12 protein-coding genes are annotated in these 16,190 nt (G+C 41.7%); 6 read left to right on the top strand and 6 right to left on the bottom strand.

Annotated elements, in window-relative coordinates; translation table 11 throughout:
- Positions 1–160: 160 nt before the first annotated feature.
- The 4 genes from pdxA (at position 161) to miaA (ending at position 4,493) form a co-directional block, all read left to right on the top strand.
- Positions 161–1,216 (top strand): 4-hydroxythreonine-4-phosphate dehydrogenase PdxA, encoded by a 1,056-nt coding sequence (gene pdxA, locus ACK8HY_RS11495; protein ID WP_077438816.1) that lies wholly within the window; start codon positions 161–163, stop codon positions 1,214–1,216.
- A gap of 234 nt (positions 1,217–1,450) precedes the next feature.
- Entirely contained in the window at positions 1,451–2,884 is a 1,434-nt protein-coding gene (locus tag ACK8HY_RS11490; RefSeq protein WP_416133705.1) for a CCA tRNA nucleotidyltransferase, read from the top strand.
- Between the two features lie 46 nt (positions 2,885–2,930).
- On the top strand, positions 2,931–3,521 hold the full coding sequence (locus ACK8HY_RS11485; RefSeq protein WP_077438818.1) for an IS1096 element passenger TnpR family protein: 591 nt from the start codon (positions 2,931–2,933) through the stop codon (positions 3,519–3,521).
- 45 nt (positions 3,522–3,566) lie between these two features.
- A complete protein-coding gene (miaA, locus tag ACK8HY_RS11480; protein ID WP_416133704.1) occupies positions 3,567–4,493 on the top strand; it encodes a tRNA (adenosine(37)-N6)-dimethylallyltransferase MiaA in 927 nt (308 codons plus the stop codon).
- A gap of 161 nt (positions 4,494–4,654) precedes the next feature.
- Here the strand turns inward: miaA and ACK8HY_RS11475 are convergent, their stop codons facing one another.
- The gene (locus tag ACK8HY_RS11475) at positions 4,655–5,725 is read right to left on the bottom strand and encodes a branched-chain amino acid aminotransferase (RefSeq protein WP_077438819.1); all 1,071 of its coding nucleotides are present in this window, start codon (positions 5,723–5,725) and stop codon (positions 4,655–4,657) included.
- 318 nt (positions 5,726–6,043) lie between these two features.
- On the opposite strand from ACK8HY_RS11475, the gene ACK8HY_RS11470 reads away from it, so the two are divergent.
- Entirely contained in the window at positions 6,044–6,202 is a 159-nt protein-coding gene (locus tag ACK8HY_RS11470; protein ID WP_167457296.1) for a hypothetical protein, read from the top strand.
- A gap of 68 nt (positions 6,203–6,270) precedes the next feature.
- Here the strand turns inward: ACK8HY_RS11470 and ACK8HY_RS11465 are convergent, their stop codons facing one another.
- From ACK8HY_RS11465 to recJ, 3 genes are all read right to left on the bottom strand, one after another.
- A complete protein-coding gene (locus ACK8HY_RS11465; RefSeq protein ID WP_416133703.1) occupies positions 6,271–7,785 on the bottom strand; it encodes a GH3 auxin-responsive promoter family protein in 1,515 nt (504 codons plus the stop codon).
- A 19-nt stretch (positions 7,786–7,804) separates the two neighbouring features.
- Positions 7,805–8,539 (bottom strand): LPS export ABC transporter ATP-binding protein, encoded by a 735-nt coding sequence (gene lptB, locus ACK8HY_RS11460; RefSeq protein ID WP_104383903.1) that lies wholly within the window; start codon positions 8,537–8,539, stop codon positions 7,805–7,807.
- A gap of 239 nt (positions 8,540–8,778) precedes the next feature.
- Positions 8,779–10,479, bottom strand: coding sequence for a single-stranded-DNA-specific exonuclease RecJ (gene recJ, locus ACK8HY_RS11455; RefSeq protein ID WP_416133702.1), 1,701 nt, complete (start codon positions 10,477–10,479; stop codon positions 8,779–8,781).
- Positions 10,480–10,593: 114 nt separating this feature from the next.
- Between recJ and ACK8HY_RS11450 the strand changes: the two genes are divergently transcribed.
- A complete protein-coding gene (locus ACK8HY_RS11450; protein WP_416133701.1) occupies positions 10,594–11,373 on the top strand; it encodes an MBL fold metallo-hydrolase in 780 nt (259 codons plus the stop codon).
- Positions 11,374–11,454: 81 nt separating this feature from the next.
- Here ACK8HY_RS11450 and ACK8HY_RS11445 read toward each other — a convergent pair whose 3' ends face one another.
- Both ACK8HY_RS11445 and ACK8HY_RS11440 read right to left on the bottom strand, forming a co-directional pair.
- Positions 11,455–13,077, bottom strand: coding sequence for a RagB/SusD family nutrient uptake outer membrane protein (locus ACK8HY_RS11445; protein ID WP_416133700.1), 1,623 nt, complete (start codon positions 13,075–13,077; stop codon positions 11,455–11,457).
- 12 nt (positions 13,078–13,089) lie between these two features.
- The gene (locus ACK8HY_RS11440) at positions 13,090–16,119 is read right to left on the bottom strand and encodes a SusC/RagA family TonB-linked outer membrane protein (RefSeq protein ID WP_416133699.1); all 3,030 of its coding nucleotides are present in this window, start codon (positions 16,117–16,119) and stop codon (positions 13,090–13,092) included.
- Positions 16,120–16,190: the final 71 nt, after the last annotated feature.

The following is a 16,190-nucleotide window of genomic DNA, read 5'->3' as shown; positions in this document are numbered from 1 at the left end:
AAATTAGAAATTTAAAAGCTTTATAAAGTAAAAAGTCAAAATTAAAAAGCAGAGACAGTTTGTAAGCCATGGGCTTGTCGGACCAAAATCTCAATACTCAGATCTAACTGCTCAATACTAAAAAAAAATCCCTATTTTTGATTCAAAGCATTTAAAAAGGATGAGTGATAAACTAAAAATCGGAATTACCGTAGGGGATATTAACGGCATTGGACTTGAAGTAATTATTAAATCATTGGTAGATCAACGTATGTGTGATTTTTTTACGCCAATTGTTTATGGAAATACAAAAGTTGCCTCGTTTCACCGAAAAGCGATAGGAATAAACGATTTTAGTTTCAATGTCATCAATGATGCTGAACAAGCCCATCCAAAAAGGGCGAATATGATCAACTGCTGGCAGGAAGATGTCAAGATTTCTTTGGGCGAGGAGAACGAAATTGGCGGAAAATATGCTTTTTTGTCTCTAGAGCGGGCGATTGATGATTTGAAAGCCGGTAAAATTGATGCGCTGGTAACTGCCCCGATCAATAAGCATAATATTCAGCAGGAAGGATTTCAGTTTCCTGGTCATACCGAATATTTACAGGCCAAAGTTGAAGCTGATGACGTGCTGATGTTTATGGTCTGTGACGAGCTGCGCATTGGTGTGGTGACAGGACATATTCCTCTACATGAAGTAGCTGCAAATATCACTGAAGAGGCGATACTGAAAAAACTGGCTCTCATGAACGAGTCTCTAAAAAAGGATTTTTGGGTGGAGAAACCCAAAATAGCGGTTTTAGGCCTAAACCCACATGCTGGAGATCACGGAATTATCGGTACTGAAGACGACCAGATTATTCGACCAACAATAGAAAAAGCAAATGAGCAGGGTATTTTCTGTTTTGGTCCCTATCCAGCTGACGGTTTTTTTGCCAAAGGAGCTTATGAAAAATTTGACGCAGTATTGGCCATGTATCACGATCAAGGGTTGATTCCATTTAAACATATAGCCAAAGGTGGCGGAGTAAATTATACTGCAGGACTACCTATCGTGCGTACTTCACCGGATCATGGTACCGGTTACGATATAGCCGGTAAAAATATAGCCTCGCCAGGATCATTTGTCGAAGCAATTTTTACTGCTGTCCATATTGTAAAACGCCGCCGGGAACAAGCTGAGCTATTAAAAAATCCATTGGCCTTCCGCAAATTGTCCAAAGATCGGGATTAGGGAGAGCAATAATTGCCGTTTTTTAATGTATAGCCTTATATAGGTCAAGTTAGAGATGACGAGAATCATATCTGTTATTAAGGGTTATAATGAATCCTGAGTGACAAGGTAAAGTGCATCTTATCTGCATACAGCTAGTACGGCCACGCTCCCAATTCTAATATCTCAATACTTATTACTAAAAAAAGTATTACTTTTGCAAACTGTTTGGTTTTTTACCCCGCTGTTCTAACTATGTGCGATAATTTACAACATCCAATATTTTCTATTATCAAAGAGCTCGCCGAGCAGACAAATACCGAGTGTTATGTCATTGGTGGGTATGTACGCGATTATATAATGAAGCGTCCGTTTAAGAATGATGTAGATATTGTTGTTGTGGGAAGCGGTATTGAATTTGCGGCCTTGTTGGGTGAAAGACTACATACCAAAGTTGCTGTCTACAAAAATTTTGGAACAGCAATGCTCGTGTTTGAGGGCTTGAATGTAGAGTTTGTGGGTGCTCGGCGGGAATCTTACCGCGCCAGTTCGCGAAAACCGATTGTAGAAGATGGTACCTTGACCGATGATCAAAACCGTCGTGATTTTACCATCAATGCCATGGCTTTTTCATTGAATAAGACAGACTATGGTGCTCTGGTAGATCCATTTGATGGCGTAACTGATCTTGAACATCGTATTATCCGAACACCGCTCGATCCAATAGAAACTTTCTCGGATGATCCCTTACGTATGATGCGTGCGATCCGTTTTGCAACCCAACTAAATTTTAAGATTGATATTGAGGCCATTAAAGCGATAACAGAAACAAAAGACCGAATCAAAATCATTTCGAAAGAACGGATTATCGATGAAATCAATAAAATCATTCTTTCACCGAAACCCTCGCTAGGTTTTAAATATCTTTTTGATACAGGTTTATTGGAACTGATTTTCCCTGCCATGTACAACTTGCATGGCGTGGACATTATTGATGGAAAGGGGCACAAAGATAATTTCTACCATACGCTGGAAGTGTTGGATAATGTGTGCGAACTGTCGGATGACCTCTGGTTGCGCTGGGCCGCTATTATGCATGATATTGCCAAACCGGCGACAAAACGTTTTGATAAGAAGATAGGCTGGACATTTCACGGGCATGAAGACCGTGGGGCACGGATGGTGCCGAAGCTTTTTGCCGAATTGAAACTGCCGCTGAATGAGAAGATGAAATTTGTACAGAAACTTGTGCAACTGCACCTTCGTCCGATAGTTCTGGCACAGGATATTGTGACGGACTCCGCTGTCAGACGTTTGTTGTTTGAAGCAGGTGATGACATTGATGCCCTGATGATGTTATGTCATGCCGATGTGACAACGAAGAATGAGTTTAAAAAGAAAAAGTACCGCCAGAATTTTGAACTTGTCAAACAGAAACTAAAAGATGTGGAAGAACGTGACAAGATCCGAAACTGGCAGCCACCGATCAGCGGCGAAGATATTATGACGCTTTTTGGATTAACACCGGGGCGTGTTGTCGGGCAGTTGAAAAATCTGATCCGTGAAGCTATTTTGGAAGGTGAAATTCCAAATTCCAGGATCGAAGCTTATCAATATCTGGTAAAAAAAGCTGGAGACATGGGCTTGGCGGTCAAACAAGAAATCCCGTTGGAAATTTCCAATTCTTAAAATATAGTATTAATTTTAAACTGCTAAAAAGAAGAATACATAGAAGATGGCAATTTATAGATTTAGAGTTACTTTTGAAGATTATGAAGATGTATATCGTGAAATAGATATGCCTTCCAAAAGTACATTTTTAGACATGCACGAGGAAATCCATAAAACGACAGGTTATGCGGCGGATGCTTCTTCCTCTTTTTACGTGAGCAATGACCAATGGAAAAAAGGAACAGAAATTGCTTTTAAGCCAATACAGCGAAAAAGAGATGCAGAGGTCCTGTTAATGGAGAATATTCGCCTGAGTAAGTTTATCGATGATCCGCACCAAAAGTTTTATTATATCTATAATTTTGACCGTCCTTATGATTTTCAGGTTGAACTGATCAAGATCCTAAAGGAAGAAGCGGGCAAGGAATATCCGGCATTGTTCAAATCTGTTGGTCAAGTACCTAAAACAATGACAGCTGCTAATTTCCCTGTGTCCGATTCAGTCGAAGAAGATGAATATGTTGAAGAAGACGACACGCAATATGGTGTTGATGACGAGGACGAATTAGATGGCTTTGACAGTGAAGACGAAGATGAGGAGGGTGAAGGCGAAGAAGAACGTGAAGGATCCAACGGCTACGAAGACGAATATTAATTGAAAATGCTTTCAATGCATCTTTGCGCATTTGAAGCAGATATTATGGCAAAAAAGAAAACACTGATAGCCATTGTAGGTCCGACTGCTGTTGGAAAAACTGCAATGGCTATTTCATTGGCTCAATATTTCAATACCGAAATTATTTCTGCCGATTCACGGCAGTTCTATCGGGAGATGAGCATTGGTACAGCAAAGCCAGATCCGGAAGAGCTGGCTAGCGCTCCGCACCATTTTATAAATTCACATTCCATTACCCAAGATTATTCCGCGGGGGATTTTGAACGGGAGGCTTTGCTCAAGTTGGACGAACTTTTCAAGCAGCATGATGTGGTTGTCATGGTTGGCGGGTCTGGGCTTTTTGTGCGTGCACTCTGTGAGGGACTGGATGACCTTCCGAAAGCAGGGGATGAGGTCCGTGAAAGGCTCAACAACGAAATGATCCAATTGGGACTTGAACAGATGAAGGAGCGGTTAAAAACAATTGATCCGGCCTATTATCAAATCGCCGATGTAGATAACCCACAGCGGGTGGTTCGTGCTTTGGAAGTATTTGAGGCAACAGGCAAACCCATGTCATTCTATCATAAAAAAGACATGGAGAAAAGACCATTTGATATCCTGACAATAGGCTTAAATATGGATCGTTCCCAATTGTATGCCCGGATCAATCTTCGGGTAGACCGGATGATGGAAACAGGATTGCTGGCCGAAGTAAAGTCATTGGCTCCTTTTAGGAGTAAACCGGCTTTGTTGACGGTAGGGTATGCGGAGTTGTTCGACTACCTTGACGGAAATATCACGTTGGAAGAAGCCGTGGATAAGATCAAGCAAAATTCAAGACGCTACGCAAAGCGGCAGATTACCTGGTTTAAAAAATATGGAGAGACCTGTTGGTTTCAACCTACTGAGACTGCAGCAATTATTGAATTTATAAACAGCAAGCTAGCTGATGACAAGGAAAAGAGCTAGTTGTATCTAATGACAATCTATCAAAGGACTTAAAGTCAATAAACTGGGATGGGATTGTGCGCTGATCCCTTAACGAAAAAATGAGTCAATAAAAGACAAACAAGCGTAAAAAAAGGCAGTTGGTAATCACCAACTGCCTTTTTTTATAACGGATGACCTGATTATTTTACCAGGTAGTTCCATCCAAATGGATCATCTACTTTGCCGTAGCGTAATTCATTCAGATAATTTAATACTTTATTGGAGAACTCGCGGCCTTCTACTGGCGGCAGGTTATAATCTTGTCCTTCAAATCCAATGCGGCTAATGTGTGTAATCGTTGCAGCTGTTCCCGCAGCAAATGCTTCAGTCACTGTTCCTGCTTTGATACCATCGATAAGCTCCTGTACGGATACCTTACGTTGTTCGGTTTTATAACCCCATTTCTCCGCCAATTCCATAATTGTGCGACGGGTTACACCATGTAAGATAGTATCACCGTGAGGCGTAATGATGGTATCACCGATACGGAAAATTAAGTTTGCGGTACCAGCTTCTTCGATATACTTGTGCTCAGCGGCGTCCGTCCACATGATTTGATCGTAGCCTTCATCGTTAGCCAATTGCGTTGGATAAAGCGATAGTGCATAATTACCCGCATTTTTCGAGAAACCAACACCACCTTCAGCTGCACGGGTATAGTAAGTTTCAACTTTTAAACTGATTGGTTTACTATAGTAAGCACCTACCGGGCCAGTGATAATGATAAATTTGTATGATTTGGACGGATGCACACCTAAGGCACCTTCAGTACCAAACATAAATGGACGTATGTATAAAGAAGAACCTTCTTTAGCCGGAACCCAATTGCGGTCAATATCCAATAGTTTGTTTAGACCATCCATAAAAATTTCCTCAGGAACCTCTGGCATCTGTAGACGAGCTGCAGATTTGTTAAATCTCTCCCAGTTTCTATCGGGACGAAAGATACTCACTGTACCATCGGCAAATTTATAGGCCTTAATGCCTTCAAAGATTGCTTGACCATAATGTAAAGCAGACATCGAAGGACTGATGCTGATATCTCCGTAAGGGACGATGCTGACATCTTTCCATTCACCATCATCATAGTCTGCGACCAGCATGTGGTCGGATAATATCTTTCCGAATTTTAGATTGTCGAAATCTACTTGCGAGAGTCTTGAATTTTGAGTTGGCTCTACGCGAATTGAATAGTTCTCTGTCGCGTTCATCTTATTTTTTATATTACTTAGGCTAAGTTAGGAAAAATTGAAATATAAAACGCACTTTGCTATGATAATTTCCCGTTCAGAAAAATGCCTTTTATTTCGGACAGTCATTCTCCAATTTACTACACTTCTGCTATGAAATTGAAAAATAAATGGGGGGAATTTCCAAAAGAGGGCTGCTGTTGATTAAATGTATTAATTTTATATTAATTAACGCTGTTTCTTTATTTATGGCATAAAGTTTGGCAATAAAGACTGCGATCATAGATGGGCAAAGGATCGCTAACGCTATAAAATCACTTATCATAAAATAAACTTAGTATGGAATTGACTCACCGTCTTAACAAAAGCAATGAAGTAACATCGGGTGAAACTCGCGAATTGTTACAGCGGGATGTTGAAATTCAAAAGAAAGGTATTTCTGTGAATTTTATCCTTGGTTTTTTTGTGTTTTTGTATAAAACTGCAATCAAACCCTAAAACAAAAAGAGATTAGCCAGGATGGTATTGTGAAATCCTGGCTAATCTCCCAAAGTATGAGCTTCCAGTCAGCTCTCCAAAATCCTTAGAAGTGGATCCAGATATTCTCTGTTATTGCTCAACCGAGGAACCTTATTCTGTCCACCTAATTTGCCTCTAGATTTCATCCACTTATAAAAAGTATCTGTCGGTGCATTATGAACGATCGGCGGTCGCAGTGCCATGTTCTTAAATCGTTTTGCATCGTAATCCGAATTGATTTCCCGCAGCTTAGCATCTAATATTTCACAAAAACGCTTAAAATCATTGGGTTGCTGTTCAAATTCAATGACCCATTCGTGTGCTCCAGCTTCGGCATCTTTAAAATATACCGGACCTGCAGTATAATCTTTTATACGTGCATGTGTTAATTTGCTTGCTTCGGCCAATGCTTGTTCGGCATTGTCAACGATTACTTCTTCACCAAATGTATTGATAAATTGTTTTGTACGTCCGGATATCTGAAAACGATAGGGGGATAGGGAGGTGAATTTGATCGTATCACCTATTTTATAGCGCCATAGGCCAGCATTCGTAGAGATGATCAAAGCATAATTCTTGCCGATTTCTACCTCATCCAAACGTAGCGTAGTCGGGTTTTCCTCATGCATACGTTCCGTGGGCAGGAATTCGTAATAGATCCCATAATCCAACATGAGCAGGAGATCTTCAGAATCCGATTCATCCTGTAAACCAAAATACCCTTCAGAGGCGTTATAGTTTTCCAGATAGTACATCCTATCCGAAGGAATCAGCTTATGGAACTGCTCGCGGTAGGGTTTAAAGCTCACGCCACCATGACCATAAAACTCCAGATTTGGCCATACTTCCAGGAGATTGTCCTTACCCGTGATTTCCAATATACGTTTGGCCATCACGATATTCCAGGTGGGTACACCGGCCAGGCTGGTGACATTTTCTTTGATGGTGATCTGTGCGATTTGCTCTATTTTCTCTTCAAAATTCGGATTTAAAGTGACCTCCATATTGGGAGTCCGTTTGAATTCCGCCCAAAAAGGAAGATTGCGGATCAAGATTGAAGATAAATCGCCATAATAGGAGTCCGGACTAAAGTTGTTGATCTGCGAGGAACCGCCAATGACAACAGATTTTCCTGTAAAAACGCGGTTTTCAGGCCTATTGTGGCAATATATTGTCAACATATCCTTGCCGCCTTGAAAGTGGCATTCTTCCAAGGCCTCCTCACTCACCGGTATAAATTTGCTGCGGTCAGAAGTTGTTCCAGAAGATTTTGCAAACCATTTGATGTCCGAAGGCCACAAAATATTCTGCTCCCCCTTGATCATTCGGTCGACGTAACCTTTAATATCTTCATAGTCCTGTATAGGTACACGCTCTTTGAAGATTTCGGGTGTAAGTATACTGGTATAATCGTATTTCTTTCCCCATTCCGTAGCCTCGGCTGTGGAAATTAAACTCTGGAACCATTCTTCTTGTACATCGTGGGGATATTTCATGAAAAGCTCGATCTGATGAATCCTTTTTTTCATGAACCAAGTAAAAATGGAGTTTAATAGGGCCATAGAGAGTATTCGTTATGCTTTAAAATTTTTTCCTTCTTAATTCAAAATGACGACCGAGGTAGAATTTACGTGCCAGCTCATTATCGGCAATTTCTTCCGGTGTGCCCGTAAGCATAATCTTTCCTTCGGTCAAAAGATAAGCTCTGTCCGTAATGGACAAGGTTTCCTGTACGTTGTGGTCGGTGATGAGGATACCAATATTACGTGTTTTGAGTTTCGCAACGATCGTCTGTATTTCCTCTACGGCAATCGGGTCAACCCCCGCAAAGGGCTCATCCAATAAGATAAACGATGGATTTGCCGCTAGGGCCCTGGCGATTTCCGTACGGCGGCGCTCACCCCCGGACAAAAGGTCACCTCTATTTTTACGGACGCGGTGCAGGCTGAATTCGGATAACAGTTCTTCCAGCTTGGCCATGCGTTCTTCTTTGTTGGGGTAATGGATCTCCAATACTGCAAGGATATTATTTTCCACAGATAATTTTCGGAAGACAGATGCCTCCTGAGCCAAATAGCCTATTCCGCGTTGCGCACGCTGGTACATCGCGTCCTGTGTGATCTCCTGGTCATCCAGGAATACTTTGCCCTCATTGGGTTTGATCAGTCCAACAATCATATAGAATGATGTTGTCTTTCCGGCTCCATTTGGCCCCAATAATCCGACAATTTCTCCTTGCTCCACATGAAAGGAAACGTTGTTGACAACTGTACGTTGCTTATATTTTTTTATGAGATGTTCTGCCTTTAAAATCATCTTCTTGATTTATCTTTTCGCTATATTGTTCTTTCCTTGAGCATCTATCCCCTTTCAGCTATCAAAAAATAGCTCACACTGACTCTGATAAGTGAATTGCTGTTGGAACATTTTCGTACAAATCTATGGTAAATATATTTAATATCTTTTTAGAATTAAGTATTTAGATGTTAGTATTTAGATCTGAAGAGTGCAGCTATTTTAAGAATCTCTCATATGCATTATCCAGATTAAAAAAACTAATATTGGATTCCTTTGATATTTAGCTGCAAGTTTCTTTTATTGCGCCACACGTTCTCTTCGATGCTATAACAGATATCGAAACTCTGTCCTGAATTGATATGGTCAATATGTTCCGCTAATCCAAAACCGATGCAATCAAAAGATGCGGAATCTTCCTGGACAATGGTCATTTTTAAATGATTTGTACCTACCGGGAAAGCCGGACCCACTGAACGCACCTTTTTGCTCAGGAAAATTGGTGATTCATTTTGCGGGCCGAAAGGTTCAAATTGTTGAAGTATACGGAAAAACTTGGCGTCTATATCTTTCAGATGAAGCTTAGCATCGATCTGAATTTCCTGCGTCAGCATCTCGGGGCTAATCCGTCGGGCGACAACTTCTTCAAAGCGATCCTGAAACAGACTGACATTGTCCAGTGACATCGTCAGTCCGGCAGCATATTTGTGCCCTCCAAACTGCTCGAGCAGGTCAGCGCATTCGCTCAGTGCTTCATACAAATCAAATCCGATCACCGATCGGCAGGAACCCGCGATATGACCATTTGTTTCTGTCAATATAATTGTGGGACGGTAATATTTTTCGGTCAATCGGGAAGCGACAATACCAATGACACCCTTATGCCAATCGGATTTGTATAATACCGTAGATTTCCGGCTCTTGAGAACTACGTTGTCCTCAATCAGTGCCAGCGCCTCTTCGGTTATTTTGAGGTCAAAATCCTTGCGGACATTGTTTTGGTCATCAATGCTCGAACTAAAGTCTTTTGCTTCCTGTAAGGATTTTGAAATTAATAATTTGACAGCATCCTTGGCATGGTCAATGCGGCCAGCAGCGTTGATACGTGGGCCGATCTGGAAGACAATATCATTGACCGTAAAGATCTTTGTTCTATTGTTCGATAAGTCAATTAAGGCTTTTAATCCCACACAGGGATTAGAGTTGAGCTTGATCAGTCCGAAATGGCTTAAGATCCTATTTTCACCGGTGATTGGAACGATATCTGACGCAATACTGACGGCAACCAGGTCTAAATACTGATAACAGGCATTGATATCCATGCCGTTGGTCAGAATGAAAGCCTGGATGATCTTAAAGCCAATGCCACAACCCGAAAGTTCCTTATAGGGATAATCACAATCTGCACGTTTTGGATCTAATACGGCAAAAGCCTTTGGAAGTTCTTCACCCGGGAGATGGTGGTCGCCAATGATAAAGTCTATCCCCTTTGTGTTGGCATAGTCGATTTTATCAATAGCCTTAATCCCACAGTCCAAAGCGATAATTAAAGAAAAACCATTGGCAGCGGCGTAATCAATGCCCTGGGTGGATATGCCATAGCCTTCTGCGTAACGGTCGGGAATATAAAATTCCAATTGACTATGAAATTCTCGGAAAAAGCTATACACTACAGCGACGGCGGTGGTACCATCCACATCGTAATCCCCATAGATCAGGATCTTTTCTTTGTTGCCGATAGCCTGAATGATTCTGGCGATGGCCTTTTCCATATCCTTCATCAAAAAAGGATCGTGCAAATCGGACAATTGTGGTCTAAAAAACTGTTTGGCTTCGTCAAAACTTCCAATTCCCCTGTTGACGAGCAACTCTGCTAACACAGCGTTGATGTTTAATTCCTCGCGCAGTTTGTTGGTTATTTTGACATCAGTTTTAGATTTTAGTACCCACCTTTTTTGCATATCTTTGCACAATATTTTAAGTGTAAATATACGTTTTAAGGCTGGACTTACCTAATTCCTAAACCCGGTATTGACCACCCGTTGCTTAACGTGCATATTCCCAATGTTTTAAATATGGTACAGGCATATTCTTTATATGAAGGTTCTTTTTCCGTTGATAAAAGTAGAAAATTTGTTCCTTTTGATCCTTCTGTAGATGACCCAAAAGATCGCCCGGGATCCATGTTTATCCATGTCCATCCTTTTTTGATTAAAACTGCCTCAGGTATTGTGCTCTGTGATACCGGCTTGGGGCATACCGATGACCGGGGTGTACTGAAGTTGCACAACAATATCCGCAAATTGGGTTATGAACCCGATGATGTAAAATATGTATTGATGTCACATTTGCATAAAGATCATGCCGGTGGTATGGTAAGTATGGAAAGTGGCTCCCCTCGCATTGCATTTCCGGAGGCTGAATATATTGTGCAGCGGGGAGAATGGGAGGATGCCTATTCCGGAATTTCCGCTTCATACCGTACCGAGATTTTTGATGTTGTCCAACGGAGTGGAAATCTTGTGTTGGTCGAAGGTGAGGGCCAGGTAAACGCGGAGATCAGCTATTCGCATAATGGCGGACATACAGCACATCACCAGGCCTTTCATATCTGTAGCAACGGACAGCATTATTTTTTCGGAGGTGACGTACTGCCTGAGCCAGAAGAAATTGTTCATAACTACGTCGCTAAATACGATTTTGACGGAAGACGCTCCAAAGAGCTACGGCAAGTGTACTGGGAAGCGGGAGCTCCAGCGGGTTGGATCTTCCTGTTTTATCATTCCAAAGGGATTACCCTTGGACGTGGCCAACAACGTCCAGATGGTAGCTACAAACTGATCGAGGCAAAGTAAAAATAAAGCAGCTGAAAATAGATCATATACCAATCAAAAAGCCTCATGGATGTTGAGATCCATGAGGCTTTTGCGTAAGGCTTAATATCCTGCATTCTGCGGGAAAGCTGCGTCAGTATTGCTGTCAATGACTTCCTGTGGGATAGGCCAAAGAATAAATTCTTTTTTGACCAAATCTTTAGATTGTGGGTTAAGTGCCTGTACACGGCGTAGGAAAACGTCTGCTCCGAAACGAGATAATGTCATTCTGCGCATTTCTTCGCCCATAAGCTCTCTTGCACGTTCATCCAATATAAAATCTTCGTTGATTGCCGAGGTATTTATTGGTGAGGCTTTGGCCCGGGCGCGCACAATATTGATGGCATCTTTTGCTAGGTCCGGTTTATTCGCCCGCATGTATGCCTCGGCCAATAAAAGATAAGTTTCTGCCAATCGGATTTTGACCCGATCTTTCATGTTACCTTCAAATGCCGGGTTTGCTGCGGTTTTCCCATAGAAAAATTTGGTAATGGTTGGAAATACATTGCCAGAAGACATTATGGCATCGGTTAGCTCAACCTTTTTGCCATAAAGTTCAGGAACGGAAGGATCATTATAATACCAGTCCCGTTTGATATTGTAAGGTGAATTTCTTACGTCTTGTTTTTCATAACTATCCAACCACCATTGGTAAGGGCGTACGTGGCCAAGACCCCTACCGCCTAGTGAGTCGGCAAGGGCAAAACCTTTTTGTTGGGAATAAAAAGGAACCCATGCACGTTTGCTCCAGTCGGTATAATTGTCTCCACCTCCCTGGGTATTGTATTCCAGCTGAATTGCCCATATAGTTTCTTGATTGCCAGACGAGCGATTTTGATTGTTTTCGATAAACATATCATGGAAATAATCACCCGCTTTATCTTTCTCCGCTCCAAAGCGTTGATCGTTCAGTTTAAAATAACCGCTTTGAATGACCTTATTTGCTGCTTCTGCCGCGAGGTCCGGCTGTCCTGCCTGGATATAAGCCTCTGCAAGGTAATGCAATGCGGCCCATTTTGTCAATTTCCCTTCCTGTACAGTCCCAGGGTTGTCCGGAAGGTTGTCTCCAGCATATTTGAGGTCGTCAATCATATGTGCCAAGACTTCAGCTTTCGCTGTACGGGTAAAATCGCGTCGTGGTGTTGCTGACACCTTGTCTACCCAAGGCACATCGCCATAGAGGTTGATCAAATAACGATAGCTATATGCACGGAAAAAACGGGCTGTAGCTTCCACACGTTTTGGATCATTCTCCTTGTCAGTCCATTGGATTGTGTTTTTAGTTAATGCTTCCAGGATAATATTGGTATTGCCGATAAAACCATAGGCATACTTCCAGTAATTGCGTACATAAGACGAAGCTGGGTTTAGGCTATAATTGCTAAAAGGTGCCAAAGTTGCATCGGTTCCTGTAGTTTTAATCGCGACAATGTCTGTTCCGACCTGTAGAGCCTCCTGTGGGGTCGCCCCCTGAGAGAAGATGCTGTTGTTCCAGGTCCAGAATTCCATGCGGGCGTAAGCATAAAGGCCGTTCAATCCAGTTTCGAAACCTTTTGTATTGATGTACGTATTATCTGGCGATTGAAAACTGCTGGTGTCTTCGTTTAAAAAATTTTTGCTGCAACCGCTAATGACTAAGCTTATACCGGCAATGACTGCATATAAAGTTGTATTTTTTTTCTTCATGATGTAGAGATGTTAAAATTGAACATTTAATCCCAATGAGACTGTCCGGGCAACAGGATAGGGGTAGGCAATATTTGTTGTCGTTGGATTTCCTGTTGTTGAACTGACACCCAATGCTTCCACATTATATCCTTTTATCTTGGAGAATGTGTAGACATTGCGGGCGTTGATAAATGCTCTGACAGAGGAAAGATTCAAACGTTTTAAAAAGTCACCTTCAAATGTATAACCTAAACTCAGATCACGGATCCGCCAATAGGCTGAATTGATGTAATAAGTATGGTTGTTGACAGGTGTGTAACCTGGAGAAGGTATGTCTGTACTTGGATTCTGTGGGGTCCAATAGGGCATATCTGCGAGATAATTAGCTCCATTGTTCGGTAAAAAACGCTCTATATTTTTAAAATCATCCACTTTTGTGCCGCCAAAAGCACCGTTCATAAAAATGGAAAGAGAGAAATTTTTGTACGTAAAATCATTGCCGATACCAAGAGTGTAGGGTGAAATTTTGTTGCCCATGACCGTGCGGTCACTCGCATCTATTTTACCATCGTTATTTAAATCAGCTAATTTCGCATCACCTGGTTTCGCTTTCGGCTGATAAGAGTTCGCAATATCCTCACCTTCCTGCCATACCCCAATCACTTTGTAATCATAAAAAATACGAATCGGTTTACCGATAAGCCAAGCATTTGTCAAATCATCCTTACCATCTGCACGCAATTTGGTTATCTTATTGTTATTGTATGCAAAATTAGCTGTTGTATTCCATTGGAAATTGTCATTTTTGACGTTAACAGCATTCAATGTGATTTCAAATCCCTTATTGGAGGTTTCACCAATATTATTCAAAATCGTATTGTATCCATTCATCACCGGTACTTGTTCACTCAGTAAAAGATCTGTTGTCTTGGATGTATAATAGTCAATTGTTCCCGAAAGACGATTTTGAAGAATGCCAAAATCTAAACCGACATTTAAAGATGAAGTAGTTTCCCATGTCAGATTGCTCCCACGGCCATTGAAATTCATCACTAGCCCTTTGACAGGGTCTAATCCATAGATGTAGTCTATATTCGTCAAACGATCATAGGTCTGATAGGGAGATACCGCCTGATTTCCGTTTTTACCATACGAAACCCGCAGTTTTAGCAGATCAAAGTATTCTTGCACACTCCCTTCTTTGGAAATGACCCATGCCCCGGCGACAGAGGGGAAGAAAGCATACCTGTTATCAACAGAAAACGCGCTATAACCATCCGAACGGCCTGTCAAAGTTAGTAAGTAACGATCTTTGAATGAATAGTTGATCCGTCCCATATAAGAAATCATCGCGGTGTTCTCCAGCTTCGATTCCATTTTTAGGTTTTTTGAAGCAGAAGCCATGTTATTGTAGCCGGCGTCCGAAACAAAATCATCGCCAGTCATTTTAGATGTCTTGAGATTGGTCTTTTGCGAGGAATAAAGTCCGACCACGTTAATTTTATGATCACCAAAACTCCGGTCATAAGTTAGGAGATTCTCCCATGTCCAATCCCAGAAATGATCATTTTTTATTTCTCCACGTCCATTCACACCCCGGCCCGTCAGGGTATTTGAACCATAATAAGAGTTTTCATTGATATTTCTGTAATTTGTGCCGAACGTAGACTTGAAGCTTAGTCCTTCAATCGGAAGCTTGACATCTAACCAAGAGTTTGCATAAACAGTGCGTCTAGTTTCATCCCATTGACCATTTTCGTCAGCGAAAGGGTGACCCCATAATGTCTGTGCGTACATTGGATAGGTGACTGCTGTACCGTTTTCATCCCGGTTTTTGCTATAAGGCGCTAGTTTTACCACGCTCTCTAAGTTGGGTTGTATCCCCTCACGGTTCCCCTGTGTAGCCTGCATGGTCAAGCCTAGTTTGAGCCATGAATTTAGGCTTTGATTGAGATTTAGATTGACATTATAGCGTTCGTATGGTGTATTTTTAACTACACCATCCTGATTGAGGTAACTTACTGATGCATAATAATCGGATTTATCAGTACCACCAGAAAAGCTGAGTTGATGTTCGTGAATCGGAGCCCCGCTGTTAAAAACTTCATTTTGCCAATTGACTTCTTGACCTTTCTTATATTGTTCAAGTACATTCGCAAAAAGGTAGTTTTCGGGGTTAAGCTGGTCACCTGTTTTGCCTTTAGAGGCTTGATAGTCACGCATAAACTGAATGTATTGTGGACCATTCATCAATTTCAGACGACGCTCTACACTCTGCAATCCATAATAACCATTGTAATTGATGCGTGCTTTTCCGGCAGCACCCTTTTTGGAGGTGATTAGGATGACGCCATTTGCCGCCCGTGAGCCATAGATGGCCGTAGAAGAGGCATCTTTTAATACGGAAATGCTCGCAATGGTATTAGAGGCAATATCACCCAATGATCCGCTGAAAGGGATTCCATCCAAAATTATCAATGGACTGTTGGAAGCGGAAATTGAATTTTCACCACGTATATTGATCGCTGCGGTTTCTCCTGGTTTAGCATTTCCAGAATTGATGGCTAAGCCAGAAACCTTGCCCTGGAGCTTGTCCACGATATTCGGAGAATTGATCCGATCTAAAGATTTCGCTTCCACAGTGGCAACACTACCAGTAAGGTCGCTTTTCTTCTGTTTACCATAACCAACAACGACAACCTCTTCCAGCATGTCTTCGGATTTTTTCAAGGTTACTTCAGCGACTTGAGAAGCTGGTAATTCCTGTGCAATAAATCCGATGGAATTAAAGACCAATGTGGCATTTTGTGATGTGACTGTCAGTGTAAATCTACCATCTTGTCCAGTCGTGGTGGCTGCTGTTTTGCCTTTCTCTGATACTGTAACTCCGCTGATCGGTTTTCCAGTTTCGTCCACTACTTTTCCCGAAATGGATTGTTGAGGGACAGCTTGGGCAATGGCAGTCTTAGGATTATTGGGACGCGCTGCTACATAAAAAGGCGCTGCTACTGAGAGAATTGTTAGGGGTGTCAGTAGAATGAGGTGACTCTTTTTGACCATAGTGTGTAATTTAGATTCGCTAGTTTTATTGGCGGCAAGTATAAAGAAATTAAGCGGTGCCGTTTCTTTGC

Source organism: Sphingobacterium sp. NGMCC 1.201703, assembly GCF_047784615.1.
In the GTDB taxonomy this organism is placed as follows: Bacteria; Bacteroidota; Bacteroidia; order Sphingobacteriales; family Sphingobacteriaceae; genus Sphingobacterium.
The sequence above is the reverse complement of the archived record's forward strand: the minus strand, read 5'-3'. Positions and strand labels throughout refer to the sequence as shown.

Coding starts and splice junctions, on each gene's coding strand:
- ACK8HY_RS11440 (WP_416133699.1), bottom strand. CDS start 16,119: ATGGTCAAAAAGAGTCACCTCATTCTACTGACACCCCTAACAATTCTC.
- ACK8HY_RS11445 (WP_416133700.1), bottom strand. CDS start 13,077: ATGAAGAAAAAAAATACAACTTTATATGCAGTCATTGCCGGTATAAGC.
- lptB (WP_104383903.1), bottom strand. CDS start 8,539: ATGATTTTAAAGGCAGAACATCTCATAAAAAAATATAAGCAACGTACA.
- recJ (WP_416133702.1), bottom strand. CDS start 10,479: ATGCAAAAAAGGTGGGTACTAAAATCTAAAACTGATGTCAAAATAACC.
- ACK8HY_RS11475 (WP_077438819.1), bottom strand. CDS start 5,725: ATGAACGCGACAGAGAACTATTCAATTCGCGTAGAGCCAACTCAAAAT.
- ACK8HY_RS11465 (WP_416133703.1), bottom strand. CDS start 7,785: ATGGCCCTATTAAACTCCATTTTTACTTGGTTCATGAAAAAAAGGATT.
- ACK8HY_RS11485 (WP_077438818.1), top strand. CDS start 2,931: ATGGCAATTTATAGATTTAGAGTTACTTTTGAAGATTATGAAGATGTA.
- ACK8HY_RS11470 (WP_167457296.1), top strand. CDS start 6,044: ATGGAATTGACTCACCGTCTTAACAAAAGCAATGAAGTAACATCGGGT.
- miaA (WP_416133704.1), top strand. CDS start 3,567: ATGGCAAAAAAGAAAACACTGATAGCCATTGTAGGTCCGACTGCTGTT.
- pdxA (WP_077438816.1), top strand. CDS start 161: ATGAGTGATAAACTAAAAATCGGAATTACCGTAGGGGATATTAACGGC.
- ACK8HY_RS11490 (WP_416133705.1), top strand. CDS start 1,451: ATGTGCGATAATTTACAACATCCAATATTTTCTATTATCAAAGAGCTC.
- ACK8HY_RS11450 (WP_416133701.1), top strand. CDS start 10,594: ATGGTACAGGCATATTCTTTATATGAAGGTTCTTTTTCCGTTGATAAA.